Below are 22642 nucleotides of genomic sequence, written 5' to 3'. Positions count from 1 at the left end.
TCTTCACGCTGGTGACCGCCTGCCCCGGGTTCTCCCGCTGACACGCCTCCCCGCCGCCGGGAACGGCGGTGGCGCTCCACCTCCAGCACTTCACGCGGAAAGACGCCCTCTCCATGAACACCCACGTCTTCCCCCCCTCGGACTCCCCCCTGTCCTCCGACGACGCGGTCATCCGCGCCGATGAGTTCGACGGCATCGCCGCCTCCGTCGAGGCAGCGGTCCTGGGCAAGTCCGATGTCGTACGCCTCGCGCTGGTCGCGATGCTCACCCAGGGCCACATCCTGCTGGAGGACGTACCCGGCACCGGCAAGACCACCCTGGCCCGCGCCATCGCCGCGAGCGCGAACGGCGACTGGCGGCGCATCCAGTTCACCCCGGACCTCCTGCCCTCCGACATCAGCGGCGTCACGATCTTCAACCAGGGGACCCGCGAGTTCGAGTTCCGCCCCGGCCCCGTGTTCGCCAACGTCGTCATCGCCGACGAGATCAACCGGGCCTCGCCCAAGACCCAGTCGGCCCTGTTGGAGGTCATGGAGGAGCGGGCGGTCACCGTCGACGGGGTCCAGCACGGCGTCCCCTCCCCCTTCCTCGTCGTGGCGACGCAGAACCCCGTGGAGATGTCGGGCACGTACCGGCTCCCCGAGGCCCAGCTGGACCGGTTCCTGGTCCGCCTCACCCTCGGTTACGCCGATCCGGCGTCCGAACTCGCCATCATCAGGGGCGACCGGCTCACCACGCCCGAGGACCTGAAGCCGACCGTCGACGCCGAGCGGATGGCCGCCATGCGGAGCGACGCCCGGCGGGTGTTCGTCCACGACTCCGTCTACGAGTACGTGCTCCGCGTCGCCCACGCCACACGCGACCACCGGGAGCTGAGCGTGGGCCTGTCGACCAGGTCGACGGTGGCCATGGCGAGGACGGCCCGCATGCTCGCGCTCGTCTCGGGCCGCCCCTTCGTGGAGCCCGAGGACGTCAAGCTTCTGGCCCAGCCGGTATGGGCCCACCGCCTGGTGCTGTCCCCCGAGGCCTCGGTCGGGGGCCGTACCGGGACCGACGTCCTGGAGGAGATCCTCCGCGAGACCCCCGCGCCGTCCCCGCAAACGGCCGGGGACCCGGCGGGCCGCTGATGCCGACCGTCCGGGGATGGCTCGTCGTCGGGGCGGGCCTCGTCCTCCTCGCGGTGGGCGTCGTGTCCCAATACCAGGAGCTGGCGCTGCTCGGCGGCGTGGCCGTGACCGCGGTCGCCGTGGCGTCGCTCGTCGTGGGGCGTCCCGCCGCCGTCGCGGTCCGGCGCTCGCTCCCCTCCCCCCGCACCTCTCCGGGGTCCACCCTGCGCGTCCGCCTGGAGATGCGCAACTCCGGCCGGCGCTCCGTCCGCGTGGTCGAGCCCGTGCGCGGCCACGGGGGCGAACGGCCGGTCCGGCTGCCGCCCCTGGGCGCGCGCGCCGCGGGCGAGTCCGAGTACCGGGTCAGGGCGACCCGGCGCGGAGTGGTTTCCCTGGGCCCCCTCCGGGCCGGACGCGCGGACCCGCTGGGGCTCGCGGCGGTGTACCGGGAGTTCGGCGGCACCGACCAGGTGTGGGTCCATCCCCGGTGGGAGCGCCTGCGCACCGTCCCGGTCGGCCGGGTGGCCGACCCGGAGGGCACGGCCGACGGCGCCCCGGCGGGTGCACAGACCTTCCACTCGCTGCGCGACTACGTGCCCGGCGACGACCTGCGGCTGGTCCACTGGCGCAGCTCCGCGCGGCTGGACAAGCTCGTCGTGCGGGAGTACATCGACACCTCCCAGCCCCGCCTCCACGTCATCGTCGACGACCGGCCCACGGCCGGGGGAGAGGAGCGCCTGGACGGGGTGGCGAGCGCTGCCGCCTCGGTGCTCGCGACCGGTGTGCGGGCGTCGCTGCACTGCGAGATGAGCCTGGTGAGCGGCCGGGGGCGCGACAGCACCGGGGGACTGCCCCCGCTGCTCGACCTGCTGTCGGAGGCGCGGCCAGCCCCGGACGCCGACCTCCCGCAGGCCTTCCGCCTGGCCCGGACCCGGCCCGCCGGGGACACGGCCGTCCTGGTGAGCGGTGCGCTCACCACCACCGAGCTGCGGTCGTTCGGCGAGCTCGGACACCACTACTCGGCCCTGGTCGCGGTGACCGTCGGCGCGGAGGGCCGGCCGAGCGCCCCCGCGTCGGTCACCCTGCTCACCGCCGGCGACGCGGCGGGGTTCGTCGAACGCTGGAACGAGACGTCATGGCCACGCTGACCCCGCCGCGCCCCCCGGAGACCGCGCCCGCCCCCGGGAGGGGGCCGGGCGCACTCCTCCGCGCCCTCCTGGCCGCCGCCGGCCTGGTCATGGCCGCCGCGGCGGGGGGCGTCGCCCTCGCGCCCGGCTACGCCGAACCGGGACCCGTCTACGCGGTGCTGCCTCTGTGCGCCCTGCTCTCCGTCGCCGTGACCCTGGCGGCCCGAGCCCGACTGGCTCCGCTCGCCGGGATCCTCGTCGGGCTGCCCCTGCCACTGGCGGGCGTGGTGGTGTGCGCGGTCCGACTGCCCGGCCAGGGGACGGGCGTGCTGGAAGGGACGGTGGAGGCCCTCCTCCACTCCGGAGCCCGCATCCTGACCAGCGCGGCGCCCACACCCCTGAGCGTGGACACCCTGACGCTGCCACTCCTGGCCACCTGGATCACCGGTGTCGCGTCGGTACTGCTCTGGCAGGGAAACCGGCCCGCCCTGGCCGTCCTCCCCGGTCTCCTCGCACTCGTCGGCGCCGTCGTCCTCAACGGCCCCGTGGCCCCGCCGGGGTTCCCCTCCATCGGCCTGGTCGCGGTCGCCGCGATCCTGCTCATGGCGGCGTCCTCCGACGACCGGTCGGCCGCGCGGGGGCGCACGGGGCCCGAGGACCTGCGGATCGAGGTCGACGCCCCGGAGGCGCACCCGCCCGGGCGGCTCGGACGGGTCCTGACGACCGTGCTCGCGGCGGCGCTGGCGGCCACCGCCACCGTGTTCGGCGGTCCCGTCCTGCTCGCCTCCTGGGAGGTGGATCCGGGCGACCCGCGCGAGGCCGTGCGGCCTCCCCTCGCGCCGGAGGCGGCCCTCAACCCGCTCGGCTACCTGTCGGCCTGGGCCGCCGAGCCGGACGAGCCGCTGCTCACGGTCCGGTCCGAGGAACCGGTCGACCTGCGGTGGGTCGCCCTCGCGGACTTCACCGGGACCACCTGGCTGCCCGAGGGCGGCTACCGCGCGGCCGGAGAGGTGCTTCCCGATCCCGTGCCGCCACCGCCGCACGCGACCGGTGTCCGGGCGGAGATCTCCGTCGGCGACGACCTGCCGGGCGGCTGGGCGCCGGTCGTGGGGGTTCCGCGCCGGGTCGGACTCCAACCCCTGGGCTACGACGCGGTCTCGGGGACGGTGGTGAGCGCGGACGGCGGCATCGCGGGCGCGCGCTACGAGGTCACCGGTGACGTGGCGGACTGGAGGGCGGCCGAACTCGCGGAGGCGTCCGTTCCGGCCGACACGGTCTTCGACCGCTACCGCGAGCTCCCCCCGGGGGCGCCGACGGTCCTGAACGACGTGGCGGCCGCCGTCGCCGGCCAGGGGTCGCCGTACGAGCGGGCCGTCCTGCTCTCGGAGTACCTGCGGGAGTCCCACTACTTCTCGGCGGAGACCCCCGGGGGCCACGGTTACGCCAACGTGGCGGGCATGCTGGCCCCGCCGGGGCAGGAGGGCGGCGGAGGGACCTCCGAGCAGTTCGCGAGCGCCTTCGCCATGCTCGCCCGCGCGGCGGGCCTGCCGAGCCGCGTCGTCGTGGGGTTCGGCTCCGGCACCGACGGGGGGGACGGCGTGCGCACGGTGCTGACCGGCGACGCTCTGGCGTGGGGCGAGGTGTACTTCAACGGTGTGGGGTGGGTCCCCTTCTCCGTCACGCCCGGGGAGGAGGGGGAGGACGAGGCAGAGGAGTCCTCCTCCGGCGCCGCCGAGGCGGAGGCCCCCGAGGAGTCGGACGACGCGAACAGCCTGGAGGACGACGCCGACCCCGGCACCCCGCCGGAGGGGGACCGCGAGGCGGCGCCCCTGTGGCCCTTCCTGTCCGCCGGGGGCGCGCTGCTCGCCGCCGTGTGCGCCGTGCCGGCGCTGCGGCTGGCGCGGAGCCGGTGGCGGCTGCGGCCCGGTTCCCCCGACCGGCGCGTGCTGGGCGCGTGGCGGGAACTGCGCGACCACCTGCGCCAGTGCGCGAGCGCGCCGCAGCCGGGGCACACCGTCGGCGACACCGTGGCGCTCGTCCAGGACCTCCTGCCCGAGGAGGGGCGGGAGTGGGCGCGGGTCGACCTGCGGCGCCTCGGCGGGGCTGTCAACCGGGTCGGCTTCGCCCCCGGCTCCGGGCTCTCCGAGACGGAGGCCGCGCACATCACCGACGGGGTCCGCCGCCAGTCCCGCGCGCTGCGGCGCACGCTCGGCCGCGGCAGGAGGCTGGCCTGGTGGTTCGATCCCCGTCCCCTGTTCTGGCGGGCGCCGTGACGTCCTCCTCCGACCGTCGCCCGCCGCACGGCGGGGAAGGGGCGTTCCATGAGTAGCACGGGTTCCGGGAACAGCACGGGGGCCGGCGGCGGCAGCCTCGTCCCGGGGTTCCACTCCCTGGAGGTGCTGCACCGCGGCACCGCCTCGACCGTCTACCGGGCCGTCCCGGACGCGGGCGGGGAACCTGTCGCCGTCAAGGTCCTGCGCGGCCCGGACGGCGGGGCCGAGTCCGAGCGCCTGCGCCGGGTGTCCGGTGTGCCGGGGGTGGTGCGGGTCGTCGACCACGGCTCGACCACGTCGGGGCGCCCGTTCGTGGCCATGGGGTACCACGGTGGCGGGGACTACGGCCGGATCCTGCGGGACCGCCACCCGCTGCCTGTGGACGAGGTCGTACGCGTCGGCCTGGACGTGGCCGCCGCCCTGGCGGGCGTGCACGCCCTGGGCCTGCTCCACCACGCCGTGGAGCCCTCCAACGTGCTGGCCGGTGAGGAGGGGGCGGTCCTCGCGGACGCGGGCGCGGTGCTGCCCGACGGTGCGCTCCCGCCGCCGGTCGGGCCGCGCACCGACGCGCTGCTCCACACCCCGCCGGAGGTGGTGCGGGGCGAGCCGCCGACCGCCGCCTCCGACGTCTACCGCCTGGCCGCCACCCTGTGGGAGCTGCTGGCGGGAAGCCCCCCGTTCGGCGAGGGCGCGGAGGCCGCCGCCGACCCCTTCGGCTACCGGGAGCGCGTGCTCGGCGGCCAGGCGCCGGGGCCGCCGCGTGCCGGTCTGCCCGCCCCACTGGTCGCGGCCATCGCCCGGGCGCTCGACGCTGGTCCCGAAAACCGCTTCGCCGACGCGGAGGGCTTCGCCGCGGCCCTGGCCGCGGCTGCCCGCGGAGAGGCGGAGACGACCGCCGCCGGAACCCCGGTACACGTCGAGGCCCCGGACGTGCCGGACGCGGTCCCGACGTCCACGCCGGTCCCGACACCGAGCGCTCCCGCCGCACCCGCTGTTCCCGAGGCCGCACCGGAACACTCGGGGGCACCGACGGCGGACGCCCCCGGGCCGTCCTCCCCCGCGTCGGAGCCCGCCGGAACTCCGCACGCCGCGCCCGCCCCGCCCCCGGGCCACGACGCGGACCCCTGGCGGGGGCTGGTGGAGTGGGAACCGCCCCGGAACGCCCCCGCGCCCCCGCCCGCCCCGGCGTTCGGTGCGGGCACCCCGTACGCGGCCCCGGCCGGTCACGCTCCGCACCGGCCGGTCCCGCACCGGTCGGCACCGGACCGCGGACTCCCGCCCCCGCCGGGCACCCGCGAGGCCGGGGAACCGCGGTCGCGGCGGCTGCGCCTCGTCCAGGTGGTCGTGTCCGCGACGGCGATCGCCGTCATCGCCCTGGGGCTGGTGGCGTTCGTGTACCCGGGCCCGGTCGCCGAACTCCTGGCGTCGGTCGGACTCACGGAGCCCGCGGAGGACCCGGCAGGCGCCGGGTCCGCTCCGGCCGACCCCTCCTCGGCCCCGCACGCCGCCGTCTCCCGGGAGGCGGCCCCCACGGACGTCGAGATGGAGGACTCCGGCGAGACCGTGGTCCTCACGTGGAAGGACAACGCCGGGGAGGGCGCGCCCCACCACGTGGTGGGCGGCCCTGCGGGCGACACCTACGCCGCGCTCACCGAGGTGGGGCCGGGCACGGCGGAGGCGCGGGTGACCGGCCTCGACGCCGCCGGGGAGTACTGCTTCGTCGTCATCGCCGTTCTGAGCGCGGACGAGGTCGCCCCCTCGGAGGAGGCGTGCACGGAGCGCGGTACGGGGTGAGGGAACCGCCCGGGAGGGCGGGTGCCCCGTCCGGCGGTCCGGCAGTCCGGCGCACCGCGACCCGAACCCCGGACTGGGTCCGGTCAGCCTCCGCAGTTGACGCCGGACCAGGTGGCCGATCGGTCACCGGCGGCCCCCGACACGTCGACGCAGGCCTCCTCCGCCTGGACGTAGACCGGCCCGGCGCTCCCGGAGCCGGTCAGCCACTGCGCGCCGCCCGCACCGTCCGTGCGGCGGATACCGATGTCCGCGTAGCCGCCGCTGCTGACGGTCACGGCGCAGTTGTGCCCGGTCGCGCTCTCGTAGTAGAGGTAGACGTTGCCCTGCCCGTTCGGGAGGGGCTTGGGCCATCCCTCGGCGTCGTTGGTGTACTGCAGCGCGCCCCCGGGTCTGGACGCGTTGCACAGCGCCTCGGGGTCGGCGCCCTGGGCGGCGGTGGCCGAGGACATCACCAGGACGGCGGCGGCCACGACGGCAGCGCCCGCCCAGGTCCTCCGGAGCCGTTTCCAGCGGGGGGTCATCTGAACTCCTGTTCGCACCTGGACTGGCTACTGGTACCGGAGTCGGCGGCGGTCCCGTCCGCTCCCACGGCGACCACGGTGAAGGAGTAGCAGCGTCCCGTCGCCCCGCGCCCGAGGGTGTGGGAGAGCTGCCCGCCCCCGGCGGAGGAGCCGGTCACCGTCACGGCGCCGAGCCCCCCGTCGCCGTGCGGCGTGACCGTGTACTCCGCCGCGCCGTCGACCTGGGACCAGGTCACGGTGACGTTGTTCCCGGAGACCGCGTGCGAGACGCCCGACGGCGCGCCCAACTGCACCTCGGGCATGGTGAGCGGGTCGCTGTCGGTCGACTCCCCGCTCACCATGCCCTCCGTGCGGGCGGTGACGGTGAACGTGTAGGTCTCGCCGGGCGACAGCCCCGCGACGTCCACGGACGTCTGCCCCGAGGTGCGGTCGCTGGGGTTGTCGCCGGAGTCGGACCTGGTGGCGACCAGGTAGTCGTTGGCACCCTCGACCGCGTCCCAGGAGACGGTGGCCGTGCCGCTGCCCGACGCCGTGGCCGTCACGCCGGCGGGGGCGTCCGGGGCCTGCGGGCCGGGCACGATCTCGGAGGTCTGCCCGGCCGGCCCGGTGCCGTGGGAGTTCACCGCGCGGACCATGAACCGGTAGGTGGAGCCGTTGGTGAGGCCGGTCACCTCGGTGTCCAGCTCGTCTCCGCCGACGGTGACCCTGCCTCCCGCCCAGGTGATCTGGTACTCGTCCACGGGCGCGTCCGGCGAGTAGGCCTCCGGCCAGCTCAGGAACGCGGAGCCGTCCCCGGCGGTGACGGACACGGGCGTGGGCGCGCCGGGCGCCTCCCCCGCGTCGGGTTCGTCCGGGGCGGGGTCCCGATCGCCCGCCCCCGCGGGGGTGGGCTCCGAGGCGGGCGCGGACGGCTCCCCGGGCGTGTCCGCGTCGCCCCCGGGCTCCGGGGCCTCCGCACCCGGGTCGGGGACACTGCCCTCGGTCTCCGGCTGCTCCTCGACGTTCCCGCCCGGCAGCGGCTGCGGCGCGGGAGCGCCGCCGTCCGCGTCACCCGGGCCGGGAGGCGGGTCGGCCTTGTCGACGACGGTGGCCCCGCCGTCCGGGTCGACGATGGCGGCCACACCGGTGTGGGGGGAGTTGATGTACAGGTGCCCCTCCCGTACCTCCAGGTCAAGGGGGCCCTCGGCCCCGGGCAGGGAGACGGGGTTGAGCTCGGCGCCCTGCGCGTCGAAGACGCGGACCGTCCCCTCGTCGGGGAACGGCACGTAGACCCGGCCCTCGTAGGCGGTCGCCGTGCCGCCACCGTCGCCCACGGAGAAGTGCCCCATCTCGGCGGACCCGGCCGGGTCGGTGACGGTGACGACCTCGCCGTCCCCGGGCAGGGTCACCGCGACGACGTCGCCGTGGGTGCGGGTGGGCATCTCGGCCCCCTCCAGCGCCACGGGCGCGTCCGTGACCACGGGGTCGCCGTCACCGCGCACGGCCACCACGCGCCGGCCCCCGGGGTCGGTCACGAGAGCGCCGTCGTCGAGGACCGTCATGGCGATGTCGGTTCCGGGCTCGGCCACCGCCAGCGTCTCGGTGATGGCGGCGTCCTCGTCCTGGATCCGCACGCCGACGGCCGTGCCCTGCGTGGGCACGCCGAGCCAGAGGGTGTCGGACTCGTCGAACGCGCCACCGGTCAGGGGCGCCGGAACGTTGAGCGTGGCCCCGGTGGGTTGGAGGGTGGCCGGGTCGACCGCCTTGATCTCACCCGTGGCGCGGTCGATCACCGCCGCGGTGTCCTCCCCCAGGACGAGGCCGAAGTCGCCGTCGCTCCCGAGTTCGAGCACGCCGGAGAACCCCATGCGTCGGAGGTCGACCGAGGTCACCTTGCCGGTGGCGGGGTCGTAGAGCAGCAGGTACTCGTCGTTCTGGACGACCTGGACGTCCACGCCGGCGGCTTCGGGCAGGGAGGCCACGAGGTCGACCGCGGCGTTGTTCCCGTTGACCCGGACGGCCTCGCCGACGGGGCTGGTCCACAGCCAGACGGTGCCGTCGGACATCTCGTCGGCGCGCCCGACGGCCCCGGTCCCGAGGACGGAGCTGACGACGGCCGCCGCGAGGAGCGAGACGGTGATACCCGAGGCGTGGGAGCGCGTGCGCTCACCGACCGCCCGCGCCCAGCGCCGCAGGGGGGCGGGGCGAGGAGCCGGCGGTGCGTGTGCCGCGGAGTCGGAGGAGGGGTCCACCATGCTTGGCTCCCGTTTGCGAGTGGCTCACCATCCCGCCGGCCGGCGGACACCGGATCTGCGTCGACGGGGGATTCGGCGCGGATCAGGGGCCGGGGAGAGGATGAAGGCACAGAATGTCTACCAGTGCACCGATAGCACAGTCAATGTTGTTTTGTGGTGCTTTGTAAGGCACCGCGACCGGAGTCCCCTTCCGAACGCGCGGCCCGGACCCGGGCCCGGTCAACCCCCGTCGCCGGGGGACTCCGCCGGGTCGGTGTCCGGCTCGCCCCCGGGCCCGTCCGTCGGCGTCGCGGAGGGGTCCTCCCCGGGCGCGTCCTCCGGCGTCGGACCGTACACGAAGCGCTGCCGGTCGTGGACGAGGATGGCGTACCCGCTGTCGGTGATCCCCTCCACGTACGCCGAGAGGTCGTCGCCGACCACGTCCATGGTGACCGCGTCGAGCACCAGCTGTTCGTCCGCGCCGGTGTTGCCGCGGGAGTCGCCGTAGACGAGCCCGTCGAAGGCGAAGGCCGGGGAGATCGACCCGTCCTCCTGCTCCAGTCCCCAGAGGACCTCTCCCTCGGCGAGGTCGACGGCGACCGTGGTGGCCTCCCCGCTCGCCTGGGGCAGCAAGAGGGTTCCGGTGGCGGCGTCGTACAGGTTGCCGACGGTCCCGGCCGGGTCGAACGCCCCTGCGGCCGGGTTGGTGCCCGGTTCTTCCAGGGTCCACAGCAGGTCGCCGGTTTCGGGGTCGTGGGCGGAGAGCGTGGAGGGCGCTTCGGGCTGGGCCCACCGCAGCAGCATGACCGCGTCGTCCGCACCGCCGTCGGCTTCGGTCTCCTCGTCCGTCGCGTCGGTCCCGTCCGTCGCACCGTCCGTGGCGTCGGCTCCCCCGCCCCCGTCGCCCCCCTCCGGGTCGGGCAGCGGGTAGAAGCCCATCACCTGGGGCGGGAGGACGAGGCCGGAGGTGTCCAGGCCCAGTTCCCCGTCCTCGCCGTCGACCGTCCACAGCTCCTCGCCCGCCGTGTCGGCCCCGACGGAGCGTGCGTGCAGGGAGGCGCCGCCGGACGCCAGCAGGACCAGGTCGTTCCGGGCTGCCACGGGCACGCCCAGCGCCGGTTCCCCGGCGTCGTCGTCGGAGTCCGGGTCGTCACCGTCCCCGGAGGGGTCGTCGGGGGCCTCGGACCCCTCGGCCTCCTCGGGTTCCTCGGGTTCCTCGGGCGCGGCGAAGTCGTAGGACCACAGCTCCCCACCGTCGGCGTCGAGCAGCGTGAACTCCCCGTGGGGCTCCTCCGCGCTCCACCCGCCGGGACGCCGCACCCCCAGCCCGTCGAGGTAGGCGTCGCCCTCCTCCTCGGGCTCCCACACCGGCTCGCCGCGGGAGTCCAGGACGAACGGGGCGCCGTCGGGGTCCGCCATCGACAGGACCCTGGCGCCGTCGGAGCCGGAGTCGAAGCCGCGGAAGCGCGCCTCGCCCTCCCAGAGGGTGTCTCCGGTCGCCGCGTCGTGCAGGAGGTGGCGGTCCTCGCCGCCGGAGCTGACCAGGAAGGCGTCCCCGACCGGGCTGATCCGCACGCCGAGGGGGTCGTCGAGGATGTCGTGGGTGCCGGCGGAGTCACCGTGCAGGTACCGAAGGACCTCGCCCTCGACACCGGGCGGTGCCTCGCCTCCGAACGAGGTCGGGACCGGGGCGGGTTCCGCCTCCGGAGAGGGCGCGGGAGGCTCCGGATCGCCGGTGCACCCGGCGACCAGCAGCGCCGCGAGGCCGCAGGTGAGGGCCTGGGGCACCCGTGAGCTGCGCATGGACGTTTTCTCCCCACGAACGATGACGTTTACGGCAAATCCTAAGCCGCGCCGTGGTCCGCCGATACAGATGGACCACCACCGTTACAGCCACGTGAACGTGGCGCCCGGTGGGATCAGGGCTCGACCTCGACGATCGTGACGCCCCTCACCTCGAACTCCGCCCTCCCCCCGGTGAGCTCGGCCAGGCGGAGACCGAAACCTTCCAGGTCGGTCTCGGGCAGTGCGACCTCGATGCGGACCCGGTCCTCGTAGGCCACCCCGCGCACGGTCAGCGACGAGTCCCGCAGGTCGCTCTCCAGGCGCCCGCCGAGCACGTAGTCGGCGAACACGTCCACGACGAGGAGGCGCCGCCGTTCCAGGACCCCCATCTCGTCCACGGCGGCGGAGACGGCGTTGCCGTAGGCCCGGATCAGCCCTCCGGCGCCGAGCTTGGTCCCGCCGAAGTAGCGGGTGACCACGGCCACGGTGTCGGTCAGCCGCCGGTGCCTGAGCACCTCCAGCATGGGCACGCCCGCGGTTCCCGCGGGTTCGCCGTCGTCACTGGAGCGCTGGACGCCGCCGTCGTCCCCGAGGACGTACGCGGTGCAGTTGTGGGAGGCGTTCCAGTGCTCCTTGCGCCGCTCGGCGATGAAGGCGCGGGCGGCGTCCTCGCCGTCCACCCTGGCCAGGGCGCAGACGAACCTGGACCTCTTGATCTCCAGCTCGTGCTCGCCGCCGCGTCTGATCGTTCGCATGTCGCCTGTTCGGCAGGGGTCGTGGTCGCAGACCAGTGTCCCATCCCGCTACGATCCCCACTGTCGAGGAGGCCGGAAGGCGTCTCGACCTGTTGCGCGAAAACGGCCCCTCCCCCGCGGCCTTCACACTCAGGACGGCCTTCCCACCCCCGACACCTCACGTTCCGCACGACTAGTTATCCATTCATCACCTTGGGTAATGTTGCGGACGACCGTCGAGAACACACCGGGAGTTCCGCCATGCGCACGTCACCGCTCACCGTCGGCTTGGCCCTGACCGCGTTCCTCGCCACCGGGTGCGCGCAGGCAGACCAGGAGACCAGCGACGGTTCGGCGTCCTCGGCCCCGCCGGTCTCCCAGCCGACCGCGTCCCCCAGCGTGACCGCCTCCATCTTCATGACGCCTGCCGAGGGCGTGGGGGCCGTCACCTACGACGAGACCGCCGTGCCCGAGGGGGCGACCTCCGACGTACAGGTCCGCGTCCAGGACGGGGCGACGTACGTGCAGTTCACCGGCACCAGTCTGGAGGCCGACCGCGACTTCGGCGCCCACGTGCACACCGAGCCCTGCGGGGCCGAGCCGGAGGACGCCGGCCCCCACTACCAGAACGACCCCGACCCGGCCGCGTCCGAGGACGAGCCCTCGTCCGACCCCGCGTACGCCAACCCCGAGAACGAGGTCTGGCTCGACTTCACCACGGACGAGGGCGGCAGCGCCCAGGCCTCGGCCACCGTCGACTGGGAGTTCCGCGAGGGCGAGGCCCAGTCCCTCGTGCTGCACGAGCAGCACACCATGACGGAGCACGGCGAGGCGGGCACCGCCGGGGACCGCCTCGCCTGCGTCACGGTCGAGTTCTGACCCGCACCGCGGCAGAACACGGCGTACGGGGCGCGCGGGCGGCCGGTCAGTCCGGGAGCAGGCGGCGCAGCAGGAGGCGCTCGCCCAGCGCCCACCCCGTGGAGGTCAGCAGGTAGAGGGCCGCGGCGAGCGGAACGAACGCGGCGATCACGACGGTCGTGTACTGCATGTAGGTCAGCGGCCCGGTGAGCTGCGGCATACCGGGGTTGGCCGCCGCGTTCGCCCGCATCACGGGGAGCATCAGGTAGCGGCGGTTCGCCCACGCCACGAGCGCGATCAGGCCGATCAGCACCGCGAACACCGGGGCCACCAGGACCCCGTCGGCACTCGCCGCCATCGTCGCGCCCAGCTCGACGCCGCCGAACGTGTGCGCCAGCATCGGGTCGTCCGCTCCCCCCGCACCGATGAACACCCCGTACAGGGCCACGACCACGGGCATCTGGGCGAGGGCGGGCAGACAGCCCGCGAGCGGGGAGGTGCCCTCCTCGCTGTACACCCTGCGCTGCTCGGTGACGAGTTTCTCGGGGTTGTCCCGGTGCTTCGCGGTGATCTCCGCCAGGCGCGGCGCGATACGCGCCCGCGTCTTCTCCGCGCGGACCTGCATCACCCCCAGCGGGACGAGCAGGAGGCGGACGACGACGGTCAGTGCCACCACCGCGAGCCCGGTGGCCAGAGCCCCGGTGAGCGGTGTGAGCAGGGTGGTGAACGTGGCGAGGATCGCCGAGAGCAGGGTCATGGCGGCCGCGATCGGCCCGAGGCTGTACAAGGTGGGTCGGCCCTTCGTCTGGGGTGGGAGACAGACGTCAGGCCGCTCGGACCGCGCCGCAGGGGGCGCGTGCACACGCGTGGAACGGTCGTCGTACGGGTGTGCCGTAACGGTCAGCGAGCGGCCGGAAGGGCCGCGCCGGGAGCCCTCGGACGGGGCCGCCCGGCCGCGTCGGGGTCCCGGAGCGTGAGCACGGGCAGGCGCGCCGACCTGCGGCGCATCGCGTGCGCGTCGCCCGTGGCGGTGTCACCGACGGGCCAGAGCGCGGCGCCGTGGAGGACGAACAGGGCTATGGCCGCGCCGACGGCGGCGACCAGCAGTGCCAGGGACCCGGGCGCGGGCAGCAGCTCGGAGGGCACGAAGCCCAGCATGAGGAACTCGAAGAACGCGAGAAGGAGGCCCATGCCGCCCTCCTCCCTGGCTTTCTCCGCGTTTGCGGGTCGACACGCATCCTATCCGTGGTGCTTCGGTCGGACAACGCCCGTTGCGGTCAGGAGAAATCCGCCGACACTCCGCCGGGGCTCCTCACCTTTCGCGTGGCCCTGTAGCTAAATGACACAGAGTAACCATCTCCGCACTCGCCAGGCGCCGTCGTGCCCGTGCGAACCCGGCTGAAAAGGGGAGTCCCGTGCCGATCCGCCCTGCGAACCTCGCCACCATGTCCGCCACCATCGCCGGAGCGATCGCCGGGCTGTCGAGCAGAGAGGACCAGGCGTCCCCGGTCCGGATCACCTTCGAGTCGGGTTACCAGCAGACCGTGGAGAACGGCGGCTGCCGCGCCCTCAAGACCGGGCAGGGCGGCGTCACCGAGGTCTCGACGGAGGCCAAGGTCAAGTTCGCGCTCTTCTCCGGCACGAGCTGCCAGGGCAGCCGCGCCCTGGCCTCGGGGCACGGCACCGTGAGCTTCGGCGACCCGGTCCTGGCCGGGGCCATCGTCATCGGCTGAGTCCGCCGCACCGCGCCCGTCGCACGGGGCCCGCCCGTGGCGGCCGGGCCCCGTGGCGGCCGGGCCCCGTGGCGGCCGGGCCCCGTGCCCGCCCGGCCGCCGCGGGGCCGCCTTCGGCACCAGGACGGGACCGACGGGCGGAAAGGACCGGCTATCCCCGGCCGGCGGCCTGCCTGTCGTCGTCGGGCACCCAGCGCAGGACGTCACCGGGTTGGCAGTCCAGCACGCGGCAGATCGCGTCGAGGGTGGTGAAGCGGACCGCCTTGGCGCGGCCGTTCTTCAGGACGGCGACGTTCGCGGGCGTGATCCCGACGGCCTCGGCGAACTCCCCTACCGACATGTTGCGTCGGACGAGCAGAAGGTCCAGTTCGACGACGATCGCCATCAGACCACCTCGGAGATCTCGGTCTGCAGGTCCGTCGCCTTGCGCAGGAGGCCGCGCATGAGGACGAGCAGCATCGCGAAGGCCCCTCCCGCGCAAGTGGTCACGAACGCCGCCCCCAGCGCGCCGAGCACGTCCATGCCGTCGCCCGGCGAGGGGATGTCCCACACGAACAGGTGCACGGTCACCCCGGCGGTGAGCAGCGTCGCCACGACGGTGGACCCGATGACGACGTCCACCCAGAGAAAGGCCCTCTCGGTGAACATCGCGTCGCGCTGGACCATGGCCAGCAGCATCCACACCGCGAGGAGGGCGACCTGGACGCAGGCGACGCCGATGATCGCCACTGTCACGTAGGGCACCGCGAACGGCGCGTAGGGAGGGAAGAGCGCGACCTCGTCGGCCGCCACCCCCGGGATGACCGCGAACTGACCGAAGAGCCCCACCAGGATGGCCATGGCGACGCCGGCGCGGAGGAGGTGGGTGAAGTACCTGTGCATGTATCGATAATCAATGGTTTTCTATCGAAAGTCAATAGATCGCGTCGTCAGGGAGAGGACCAGGCGGGAGGAGCTGTGCCCCCGCCGACAGGGCTGTCCCGCGTCCGCGACCGTCCAGGGGGAGCGTCCTACCCCCCCGCCGCGGCGCCCGGCCCGCGGATCCCGGCGACGCCGTCGGGCAGGACCTCCAGGGTGTCCCTGGGAGAGCGCAGGACCGCGCCGGCGACCGCGTGCCCGAGCCGCAGGCGCCGCTCCACGGGTAGCCCGTCGAGCAGCCCCGACAGGAACCCGGCGGCGAACGCGTCGCCCGCGCCGACCGCCTCCACCACCTCGACCTCGGGGGCCGGGGCGAACACGGCCCCGGTGCCCTCGAAACAGGTCGCGCCGTGCTCGGCGTCCTTGACGACGAGCATCCGGACCTCCGGCAGCACCGCACGCACGTCCTCGGCGGTCGGTGTGCCCCACAGCCGCTCGGCCTCGTCCCGCCCCACGAACACCACGTCGGCGCGCCGGGCGAGGTCGAGCAGCACCGGTGCGGCCGCTTTCGGCGCCCACAGCGCGGGCCGGTGGTTGACGTCGAAGGAGCGCAGCGCCCCGTTGCCGGTCCTCCGGTCCAGTAGGTGCTCGACCAGGGCCGACGCGCGGGCGGACAGCGCCGGGGTGATACCGGACAGGTGCACGATCCGCGCGCCCCGCGACCACACCCGGTCGGCGTCCGCGGCCGACAGCGCGGACGCCGCCGACCCCGCGCGGTAGTACAGGACCCCCGCGCCGCCGGGAGCCGTGTCCTTCACGTACAGGCCGGTGGGGCGCCCGGGGTCCACGACGACGCCGCGCACGTCCACACCCCACCTGGCCACGGCGTCGGTGACGATCCGGCCGAAGGGGTCGTCACCGACCCTGCTCACCCAGGCCGACGCGTGCCCGAGGCGGGACAGGGCGACGGCCACGTTGGACTCGGCACCCCCGGTGCCCACCTGGAGGCGGGTGCCGGCCGCGAGCGCCTCGGGCGAGGTGAGCACGGCCATGGTCTCGCCGACGCAGACCGCGTCGATCCCGCTCGTCGTCACTCCCGAGTCCCCTTCCGTTCCGCCGGGCCTCCGGCCGGCGCCGTGCCCGACGGCACCCCTCCAGTGTGCGCGCTCACCCCCGGTTCCTCCGAACGGACCTGCCAGGCAGGCGGTCGGTGCGGTGCCCGTCCCTCACCGTGAACTCCCCGGAGACCAGGACGTGGTGGACGCCCTCCGGTGACCGGCGGGGCTCCTCGTAGGTGGCGCGGGCGGCCACGGTGTCGGGGTCGAACACGACCAGGTCGGCGACCGCCCCGGGCCGGACGACCCCCCGGTCGGCGAGCCCCAGCCTGCGGGCGGGCCGCGAGGTGAGGTGGTGGACGCACTCCTCCAGGGTGAGGATTCCGAGTTCGCGCGCGTAGTGGCCGAGGTAGCGGGGGAACGTGCCCCAGCCGCGCGGGTGCGGTTTGGCGCCGACGAGGATGCCGTCGCTCCCCGCGGTGTGTGCGCCGTGGCGCATGATGGTGCGGATGTTCTCCTCGTTACCGACCTGGAGCAGGCAGCCGCTCCGCAGTTCGTCGGCGACGAGCAGGTCCATGTAGAGGTCCCCGGGGTGCTCGCCGCGCTTCTCGGCGAGGTCGGCGACGGACGAGCCGACCGCCCACGACAGGGAGGGGTCGGCGACGCCGGTGATGACGATGGCGTCCCAGTCCATGGGGACGCCGTGGTTCCCGTCGGTGCCCTCCACCTCGATCTCGTGCAGGACACGCGCCCGGGTCGGCGCGTCGCGCAGGCGGTCCAGGGTGGCGGCGGTGCCGCCGGTCTGCACCCAACTGGGCAGCGGTGCGCCGAGGTAGGTGGCACTGGCCCGGTAGGGATAGCTGTCCAGGGTGACGTCGAGTCCGTGGCGGCCGGTGGCCTCGTCGATGGCGGCGAGGACCTCGGGGGCGCGCCCCCGGTTCAGCGGGAAGTTGACGTGGCAGTGCGCGAGGTGGAGGGCGACGCCCGCGCGGCGGGCGACGTCGAGGCACTCCTGGTAGGACTCCACGACCCTCGAACCGTAGTTGCGGTGGTGGGGGCAGTAGTAGCCGCCGGCCGCCCGGACCGGGGCGAGCAGGGCGACGATCTCGTCGTCGGTGGCGTACATGCCGGGGGTGTACGTGAGCCCGCTGGAGAGGCCGTGCGCGCCGTCCGCCATGCCCTGGGCGACGATCGCGCGCATGCGGTCGAGTTCGGCGGGGGTGGGCGGGCGGTCCTCGCCGCCGAGCACGGCCATGCGCACGTTGCCCTGGGGGACGAGGTAGGCGGCGTTGACGGGGGCCCCGGCGTCGACGCGGTCGAGGTACTCGCCGACGGTGCGCCAGGAGTGGTCGAGGTCGGGAGTGCCGTTCCATCCGGCGAGCTGGGCGCGGAGCTCGTCGGCGGTGCCGTCGGTGACGGGGGCGTAGCCGAGGCCGTCCTGGCCCAGGACCTCCAGGGTGACGCCCTGGAGGGTCTTGGCCTCGTGCCCGGGGTCGGCGAGGACGGCCAGGTCCGAGTGGGAGTGCATGTCGATGAACCCCGGGGCGACGGCGAGCCCGGTCACGTCCACCGTCTTCCCGGCACCGCGGGCTCCTCCGGGCGGGACGACGGCGCTGACGCGCCCGCCGCGCAGGACCAGGTCCGCGCTCCGGGACGGACCCCCGGTACCGTCGATGACCCGTCCGCCGGTGAGTACCGTCTCAGGCTGCACTGTTCCTCCGTTCGGTGCCCCGGGTCCCGTTCCGGCGCGACACCGGGGCGGTGGTCGGTGTGGCCCAAGATACGCTGCGCCGAAGATAATTGGTAACTTTGTTGCCAATAAACATGCTCCCGACCGGCTGCGATTCTGTACGAGCACGGGCGGGCGCATGCGTCCGCGACACCCGACCAGAGGAGTTCCCCGATGTCCAAGAAGGCGATCCGTACCGACAAGGCCCCCGCTCCCGCCGGCGCGTACAGCCAGGGAGTCGTCGCGGGCGGGTTCCTGTACACGGCGGGCTTCGGCCCCCAGGACCCGGAGACCGGCCTGGTGGCGCCGACCGTGGGCGAGCAGACCGGCCAGGTGCTGGCCAACATCTCCGCCGTGCTCGCCGAGCAGGGCCTGACCCTGGACGACGTCGTCAAGGCGACCGTCCACCTGGAGAACCTCAAGGCGGACTTCCCCGAGTTCAACGCCGTCTACCAGGAGCACTTCTCCGCCCCCTACCCCGTGCGCACGACCGTGGGCTCCGACCTGGCGAACATCCTCGTCGAGATCGACGTCGTCGCCAAGCTCCGCGACTGACGCGTCCCGCACCCGCCGTGCCGCCCGCACCGAACCGGGCGGCACGGCCAGGCCGGAGCACCGCCGCCCGGCTCAGAGGAGGCCGAGCAGGATGCTCCCCGAGCTGACCAGGCCGTGCACCACGAGCAGCGGCCACATCCGGCGGTACCGGCTCCACAGGAGGCCGAGGAACAGTCCGGGACCGCGGCCTGGCGCCGACGGACGGGTCAGGCGTCCCGGCGGGCGCGGAACACCAGGTCGCGGGTCGTGTACGTCACGCCGTCGAGGGTCTGCTCCCCCCGGCGGGCCTCGTCGACCAGCACGGTCCACCCGTTCTCGGGCAGCGCCGCGACCAGCTCGTCACCCGTGTAGAACATCTCCTCGATCGGCGGGCGCGGAACGCCGTCGGCGAGGTCGCGCGGGTGGTGCGCGACGATCAGGAGCTCTCCCCCCGGCACGACCGCCGCGGCGAGACCGGCGACCAGACGCGAACGCGCCTCCGGGGGCAGGTGCATGTACTGCGCCGACACCAGGTCGAACGCGTCGGCACGCGGCGACCACGCGGTGATGTCGGCCTGCCTCCAGGTGATCCGCCCGGCGACCTCCGCGCCGTGTTCCGCCGCGCGGGCGGCGGCCCTCTCCAACGCCACGTTCGAGATGTCGACCGCGGTCACCCGCCACCCGCGTTCGGCCAGCCAGACCGCGTCCGCGCCCTCCCCGCTACCGACGTCCAGCGCCCTCCCGGCCACCGCCCCCTCGGCCTCGGCGACCAGGTGGCGGTTGGGGTTGCCGCTCCACATCGCGGGGGCCGCGGCGTAGCGCTCGTCCCAGTCCTGCTCCGTCACCGGCACACTGGGCGCCCCCGTGCCGTGTCCGTGTCCGTGTCCCGTGTGCTCGTGGGCCATGTCGACCACCTCCGTGTCCCACTCTTCCCGGGTGCCGCGCGGAACCCGAAATCCTTTGCCGAAACGGCAAGGCGCGCCGAGGGCGCGGGGTGGGAAATACTCCGCTGCGGAATCCGCGGCCCGGGAAAACGCGGAAACCGACCGGAGAACGGCTAGGAACCCCCGGAGAACGGAAAACGGGGCGCGGCCAGAAAAGTGCTTTCGCCCACAGGGGCACGGGCGCGGAGGGCGGTCCGGAGCGCCTCCTGGCTCCGGCTAGCCGGCGGGTTCGGTGAAGTCCTCCAGGCACAGGTCGAGCAGGGCCTCGATCCTGGCCGTGAGCCGCTCCCGGTCGAGCGCCCGCAGCGCGGTCGCACCCTCGACCAGCCGTACCCGGCTCAGCCCCAGCATGACCGCCGCCACCAGGGACCCGTGCGCCCGCGCCCCGCTCCCGCCCAGGTAGGCGGCGAGCGGGTCGATCATCGCGGTGGTGATCCGCCCCTGGTAGACGGCTTGGAGGTCGGGGTCGCCCGCCGAGTCGTCGAGGGCGCGCTGGAGCGCGGTCCCCTCGCCGTGGAGACGGCTCACCGCGTGCTCCGCCAGGCGCCGGGTGAGGGTGTCGTGGTCCCCCTCGATCAACCCGGGGAAGACCCCGTCCTCGCGCAGGATCTCGGTGAGGAGACCGCGTTTGGCCCCGAAGTAGCGGTTGATCAGCGCGACGTTGACGCCCGCGTGGGAGGCGATCATCCGTGAGGAGACGGAACCGTATCCCTCATCGGTGAACAGTTCCCGGGCACTGGCGAGAATGCGGGCCCTCGTCACTTCGCGGCCGCGCGTCGGCCCGGCACCGCTTCCGGTTTCGTCCGGACGGTCCATCTGCATACCCCTTGGCGGCCGTGATCTGGCTTTCAGGATTCCAGGTTGACACCTCGGAACACCCCGTGCATACCGAAACGGGAGCAGAGATACCGATTTGACAGGTCAACACCGTTTACCTATACCAGAGGGAGGACGTCGCCCCCGGCAGTGAGCCGCGGGGCTTTCGTACGTCCGTGATCGGGGGACCTGTGGAAGAGCGGTTGCGTCAAGAAGGAGAAACCCGGAGCATCCCCCGGAAGACGGTGACAGCCCGAACGGTGGGCCCTGATTCCTCCGACCATCCCACCCCTGGAACCTCCGACGCCTCCAGCGTCCGTACGGCCCCACCCCCTCCGGCAGAGCAGGACTCCCCCTCCGACGGCACCCCCGCGCTGCCCCCGCGCCGCGTCGTGCACCGCATCATGGTCGGCCTCGTCCTGGCCATGCTCACCTCGATGCTCACCAACTCCATCGTCGGCACGGCCCTGCCCACGATCATGGGCGAACTGGGCGGCCAGGACCGGCTCGCGTGGGTCGCCACCTCGGCCCTCCTGACCATGACCGCGTCCACCCCCGTGTGGGGCAAGCTCTCCGACATCTGGGGCCGCAAGCTCCTCTTCCAGGTGGCGCTGGGCATCTTCATCGTCGCCTCGGTCGCCGCGGGCCTGGCCCAGGACATCAACTGGCTGATCGCCGCCCGCGCCCTCCAGGGGCTGGGCATCGGCGGTCTGGCCACACTGCCCAACATCATCCTCGGCGACGTCGTCTCCCCGCGTGAGCGGGGACGCTACAGCGGACTCATCGGCATGGTGTTCGGGGTGTCCACCGTGCTCGGGCCGCTGGTCGGCGGGTTCCTGGTGGACAGCCCGCTCGGTTGGCGCTGGTGCTTCCTCATCACGGTGCCGCTGGCCGTGGTCGCGTTCGTCGTCATCCAGTTCCTGTTCAACATGCCGTTCGTGCCCCGCCGCGACGCACCCGTGGACTGGGCGGGCGCCGGGCTGATCTTCAGCTCCGCGAGCACCGTGATCGTCCTGCTCAGCCTGGGCGGCACCCAGATCGAGTGGAATTCGCCCCTGGCGTACGCGCTGGGCGCGGCCGCCGTCCTGCTCACCCTGGCGGCCGTGGTCGTGGAGCGCCGCGCCAAGGAGCCGATCATCCCGGCGCGCCTGTTCCGCGACCGCACGTTCGTGCTGGCCTCGCTCGGTTCGGTGTGCGTCGGCATGATGATGTTCGGCCTCATCATCTACATGCCGCAGTACCTCCAGATGGTGCACGGGATGTCACCGACCGTGTCGGGCATGATGACGCTGCCGCTGGTGGCGTCGTTCCTGGTCACGTCGATCGGCTCCGGCTACGCGGTGAGCGGGAGCGGCCGTTGGAAGGCCTACCCGGTCGTCGGCATGCTGCTGTGCGTCGTCGGGTTCGTCGCCCTCGGCCAGGCCCACCTCGACCCGGGGCTGACCACGGTCGTCGTCGGCCAGGCCCTCGTCGGCCTCGGCTTCGGCCTGAACATGCAGCTCCTCCTGCTGGCCACCCAGAGCTCCCTGCCCGTCGCGGACATGGCGTCGGGAACGGCCTCCGTCGTGTTCTTCCGCAACCTCGGCGGCGCCACGGGCGTCGCCGCGTTCGGCGCCGTGATGGTGGGACGGCTCAGCACCGAGCTGGCACAGGCCGAGGCCGCGGCGCGGACACAGGGAGCCGCGGACGCCGAGGCCGGGGTGGAGTCGGGGGCCGCCGAACTGTCGGTCGGACTGGCCGACGCGGCCGAGGCGGCACAGGGGTCACCCGACCTGGTGCACGCGCTCCCCGAGCCGGTGCGCGACGTGATCGTCGGCGCCTTCGACCATGCGATGCAGGGCGTGTTCACGGCCGGTGTGCCGATCGCGGTGCTGGGGCTGGTGGCCGTGGCGTTCATGAAGGGCGTGCCGCTGCGCGGCGCTGCCGGGGCGAAGGCTCCGAAGGCGGCCCGGAAGGGGCGGCGGGAGCAGAAGTGACCTCCGGGTTGGAGAGGGTGAGGGCCGGCCCGGTCTCAGAGGTAGCGGCGGAAGCCCTCGGCGGAGTTGTCGAAGCCCAGGGCCGCACAGAACTCGTGTGCGCCGTTCCTGCTCTCGTGTGAGAGGAGTTCGACCTTGTAGCACCCGGCCCGCGTGGCGCGGTCCAGTGCGTCCTCCATCAGGGCCCGGCCGATGCCCCGGTCCCGGGTCAGCGGGTCGACCACCAGGTTGTCCACCACGGCCCAGGGCTGGGCGTCGTGGGTGAGGTTGGCGACGACCAGCAGGCCGAGGGTGCCGATGATCTGACCCCGCTGCTCCGCGACCAGGACGGTGCGGTCGGGGTCGGTCTCCATCCGGGTCCACGCCCTCACCGCTGCCGAGGACATGCGAACGTTCGCGCTCTGCGTGTGGGTCGTGTCGCCGAGCTCACGGAGGAGACGCAGAATCGCACCGAGGTCGGACCGGATGGCCGCGCGGATAATCATGGCTTCCGGAATCGTAGCCGACAGCCTGCGACAAGGCGGACGTCACCCTACAACCGGCCACAAACCACCGAGGGGTGGGGGCTGGGCCCCCACCCCTGGAT

The 22642-nt window shown here is 73.9% G+C and carries 22 protein-coding genes; 9 read left to right on the top strand and 13 right to left on the bottom strand.

Features of this window, described 5'->3' with window-relative positions:
• Nucleotides 1-113 precede the first annotated feature (113 nt).
• Genes ACFWTE_RS04720 through ACFWTE_RS04705 form a run of 4 tightly spaced genes read left to right on the top strand, consistent with a single transcriptional unit; the run spans nt 114 to nt 6300 of the window.
• Entirely contained in the window at nt 114-1127 is a 1014-nt protein-coding gene (locus ACFWTE_RS04720; RefSeq protein ID WP_378777973.1) for an AAA family ATPase, read from the top strand.
• On the top strand, nt 1127-2254 hold the full coding sequence (locus ACFWTE_RS04715; RefSeq protein ID WP_378777971.1) for a DUF58 domain-containing protein: 1128 nt from the start codon (nt 1127-1129) through the stop codon (nt 2252-2254). The genes ACFWTE_RS04720 and ACFWTE_RS04715 overlap by 1 nt, the downstream gene beginning before the upstream one ends.
• The gene (locus ACFWTE_RS04710) at nt 2242-4506 is read left to right on the top strand and encodes a transglutaminase-like domain-containing protein (protein WP_378777970.1); all 2265 of its coding nucleotides are present in this window, start codon (nt 2242-2244) and stop codon (nt 4504-4506) included. Before ACFWTE_RS04715 ends, ACFWTE_RS04710 begins: the two co-directional genes overlap by 13 nt.
• A gap of 48 nt (nt 4507-4554) precedes the next feature.
• Nucleotides 4555-6300 (top strand): protein kinase, encoded by a 1746-nt coding sequence (locus ACFWTE_RS04705; RefSeq protein WP_378777969.1) that lies wholly within the window; start codon nt 4555-4557, stop codon nt 6298-6300.
• Between the two features lie 83 nt (nt 6301-6383).
• Here the strand turns inward: ACFWTE_RS04705 and ACFWTE_RS04700 are convergent, their stop codons facing one another.
• The 4 genes from ACFWTE_RS04700 to ACFWTE_RS04685 all read right to left on the bottom strand — a co-directional run bounded on the left by ACFWTE_RS04700 (nt 6384) and on the right by ACFWTE_RS04685 (nt 11574).
• Complete coding sequence (locus tag ACFWTE_RS04700) at nt 6384-6821, bottom strand: spore-associated protein (RefSeq protein ID WP_378777968.1); 438 nt, start codon at nt 6819-6821, stop codon at nt 6384-6386.
• On the bottom strand, nt 6818-9055 hold the full coding sequence (locus ACFWTE_RS04695) for a fibronectin type III domain-containing protein (protein WP_378777967.1): 2238 nt from the start codon (nt 9053-9055) through the stop codon (nt 6818-6820). The genes ACFWTE_RS04700 and ACFWTE_RS04695 overlap by 4 nt, the downstream gene beginning before the upstream one ends.
• Before the next feature lie 219 nt (nt 9056-9274).
• The gene (locus ACFWTE_RS04690) at nt 9275-10837 is read right to left on the bottom strand and encodes a hypothetical protein (RefSeq protein WP_378777966.1); all 1563 of its coding nucleotides are present in this window, start codon (nt 10835-10837) and stop codon (nt 9275-9277) included.
• A gap of 116 nt (nt 10838-10953) precedes the next feature.
• Complete coding sequence (locus ACFWTE_RS04685; RefSeq protein ID WP_378777965.1) at nt 10954-11574, bottom strand: YigZ family protein; 621 nt, start codon at nt 11572-11574, stop codon at nt 10954-10956.
• A gap of 35 nt (nt 11575-11609) precedes the next feature.
• On the opposite strand from ACFWTE_RS04685, the gene ACFWTE_RS04680 reads away from it, so the two are divergent.
• Together ACFWTE_RS04680 and ACFWTE_RS04675 are read left to right on the top strand one after the other, a co-directional pair.
• On the top strand, nt 11610-11750 hold the full coding sequence (locus ACFWTE_RS04680) for a DUF3291 domain-containing protein (RefSeq protein WP_378777964.1): 141 nt from the start codon (nt 11610-11612) through the stop codon (nt 11748-11750).
• Between the two features lie 64 nt (nt 11751-11814).
• Nucleotides 11815-12432, top strand: coding sequence for a superoxide dismutase family protein (locus tag ACFWTE_RS04675; protein WP_378777963.1), 618 nt, complete (start codon nt 11815-11817; stop codon nt 12430-12432).
• A 46-nt stretch (nt 12433-12478) separates the two neighbouring features.
• Here the strand turns inward: ACFWTE_RS04675 and ACFWTE_RS04670 are convergent, their stop codons facing one another.
• Together ACFWTE_RS04670 and ACFWTE_RS04665 are read right to left on the bottom strand one after the other, a co-directional pair.
• Nucleotides 12479-13198: a YidC/Oxa1 family membrane protein insertase gene (locus ACFWTE_RS04670; protein ID WP_378777962.1), complete on the bottom strand. Its 720-nt coding sequence runs from the start codon at nt 13196-13198 to the stop codon at nt 12479-12481.
• Nucleotides 13199-13311: 113 nt separating this feature from the next.
• A complete protein-coding gene (locus tag ACFWTE_RS04665; protein ID WP_378777961.1) occupies nt 13312-13602 on the bottom strand; it encodes a DUF6412 domain-containing protein in 291 nt (96 codons plus the stop codon).
• A gap of 224 nt (nt 13603-13826) precedes the next feature.
• On the opposite strand from ACFWTE_RS04665, the gene ACFWTE_RS04660 reads away from it, so the two are divergent.
• Nucleotides 13827-14144 (top strand): hypothetical protein, encoded by a 318-nt coding sequence (locus tag ACFWTE_RS04660; RefSeq protein ID WP_378777960.1) that lies wholly within the window; start codon nt 13827-13829, stop codon nt 14142-14144.
• 151 nt (nt 14145-14295) lie between these two features.
• Here the strand turns inward: ACFWTE_RS04660 and ACFWTE_RS04655 are convergent, their stop codons facing one another.
• The 4 genes from ACFWTE_RS04655 to ACFWTE_RS04640 all read right to left on the bottom strand — a co-directional run bounded on the left by ACFWTE_RS04655 (nt 14296) and on the right by ACFWTE_RS04640 (nt 17768).
• The gene (locus ACFWTE_RS04655; protein ID WP_378777959.1) at nt 14296-14529 is read right to left on the bottom strand and encodes a helix-turn-helix domain-containing protein; all 234 of its coding nucleotides are present in this window, start codon (nt 14527-14529) and stop codon (nt 14296-14298) included.
• The gene (locus ACFWTE_RS04650) at nt 14529-15026 is read right to left on the bottom strand and encodes a DUF2975 domain-containing protein (RefSeq protein WP_378777958.1); all 498 of its coding nucleotides are present in this window, start codon (nt 15024-15026) and stop codon (nt 14529-14531) included. Before ACFWTE_RS04650 ends, ACFWTE_RS04655 begins: the two co-directional genes overlap by 1 nt.
• 128 nt (nt 15027-15154) lie before the next feature.
• Nucleotides 15155-16096: a sugar kinase gene (locus ACFWTE_RS04645; RefSeq protein WP_378777957.1), complete on the bottom strand. Its 942-nt coding sequence runs from the start codon at nt 16094-16096 to the stop codon at nt 15155-15157.
• A gap of 73 nt (nt 16097-16169) precedes the next feature.
• Nucleotides 16170-17768: an amidohydrolase family protein gene (locus ACFWTE_RS04640; protein WP_378777956.1), complete on the bottom strand. Its 1599-nt coding sequence runs from the start codon at nt 17766-17768 to the stop codon at nt 16170-16172.
• A gap of 192 nt (nt 17769-17960) precedes the next feature.
• Here ACFWTE_RS04640 and ACFWTE_RS04635 point away from each other — a divergent pair, with 192 nt between their 5' ends.
• Nucleotides 17961-18341 carry a RidA family protein gene (locus ACFWTE_RS04635; RefSeq protein ID WP_378777955.1) on the top strand — a complete coding sequence of 127 codons (381 nt, stop codon included), beginning with the start codon at nt 17961-17963 and terminating at the stop codon, nt 18339-18341.
• A 206-nt stretch (nt 18342-18547) separates the two neighbouring features.
• Here the strand turns inward: ACFWTE_RS04635 and ACFWTE_RS04630 are convergent, their stop codons facing one another.
• Nucleotides 18548-19225: a class I SAM-dependent methyltransferase gene (locus ACFWTE_RS04630; protein WP_378777954.1), complete on the bottom strand. Its 678-nt coding sequence runs from the start codon at nt 19223-19225 to the stop codon at nt 18548-18550.
• A gap of 255 nt (nt 19226-19480) precedes the next feature.
• A complete protein-coding gene (locus tag ACFWTE_RS04625) occupies nt 19481-20080 on the bottom strand; it encodes a TetR/AcrR family transcriptional regulator (protein ID WP_378777953.1) in 600 nt (199 codons plus the stop codon).
• A 404-nt stretch (nt 20081-20484) separates the two neighbouring features.
• Between ACFWTE_RS04625 and ACFWTE_RS04620 the strand changes: the two genes are divergently transcribed.
• Nucleotides 20485-22056, top strand: coding sequence for an MDR family MFS transporter (locus ACFWTE_RS04620; RefSeq protein WP_378777984.1), 1572 nt, complete (start codon nt 20485-20487; stop codon nt 22054-22056).
• A 35-nt stretch (nt 22057-22091) separates the two neighbouring features.
• Here ACFWTE_RS04620 and ACFWTE_RS04615 read toward each other — a convergent pair whose 3' ends face one another.
• Nucleotides 22092-22541, bottom strand: a complete 450-nt coding sequence (locus ACFWTE_RS04615; RefSeq protein WP_378777952.1) for a GNAT family N-acetyltransferase — start codon at nt 22539-22541, stop codon at nt 22092-22094.
• Nucleotides 22542-22642 lie beyond the last annotated feature (101 nt).

Origin of the sequence: Nocardiopsis sp. NPDC058631 (assembly GCF_042716955.1) — a bacterium.
Classification (GTDB): domain Bacteria; phylum Actinomycetota; class Actinomycetes; order Streptosporangiales; family Streptosporangiaceae; genus Nocardiopsis.
This window is presented reverse-complemented; position numbering and strand designations above follow the sequence as displayed.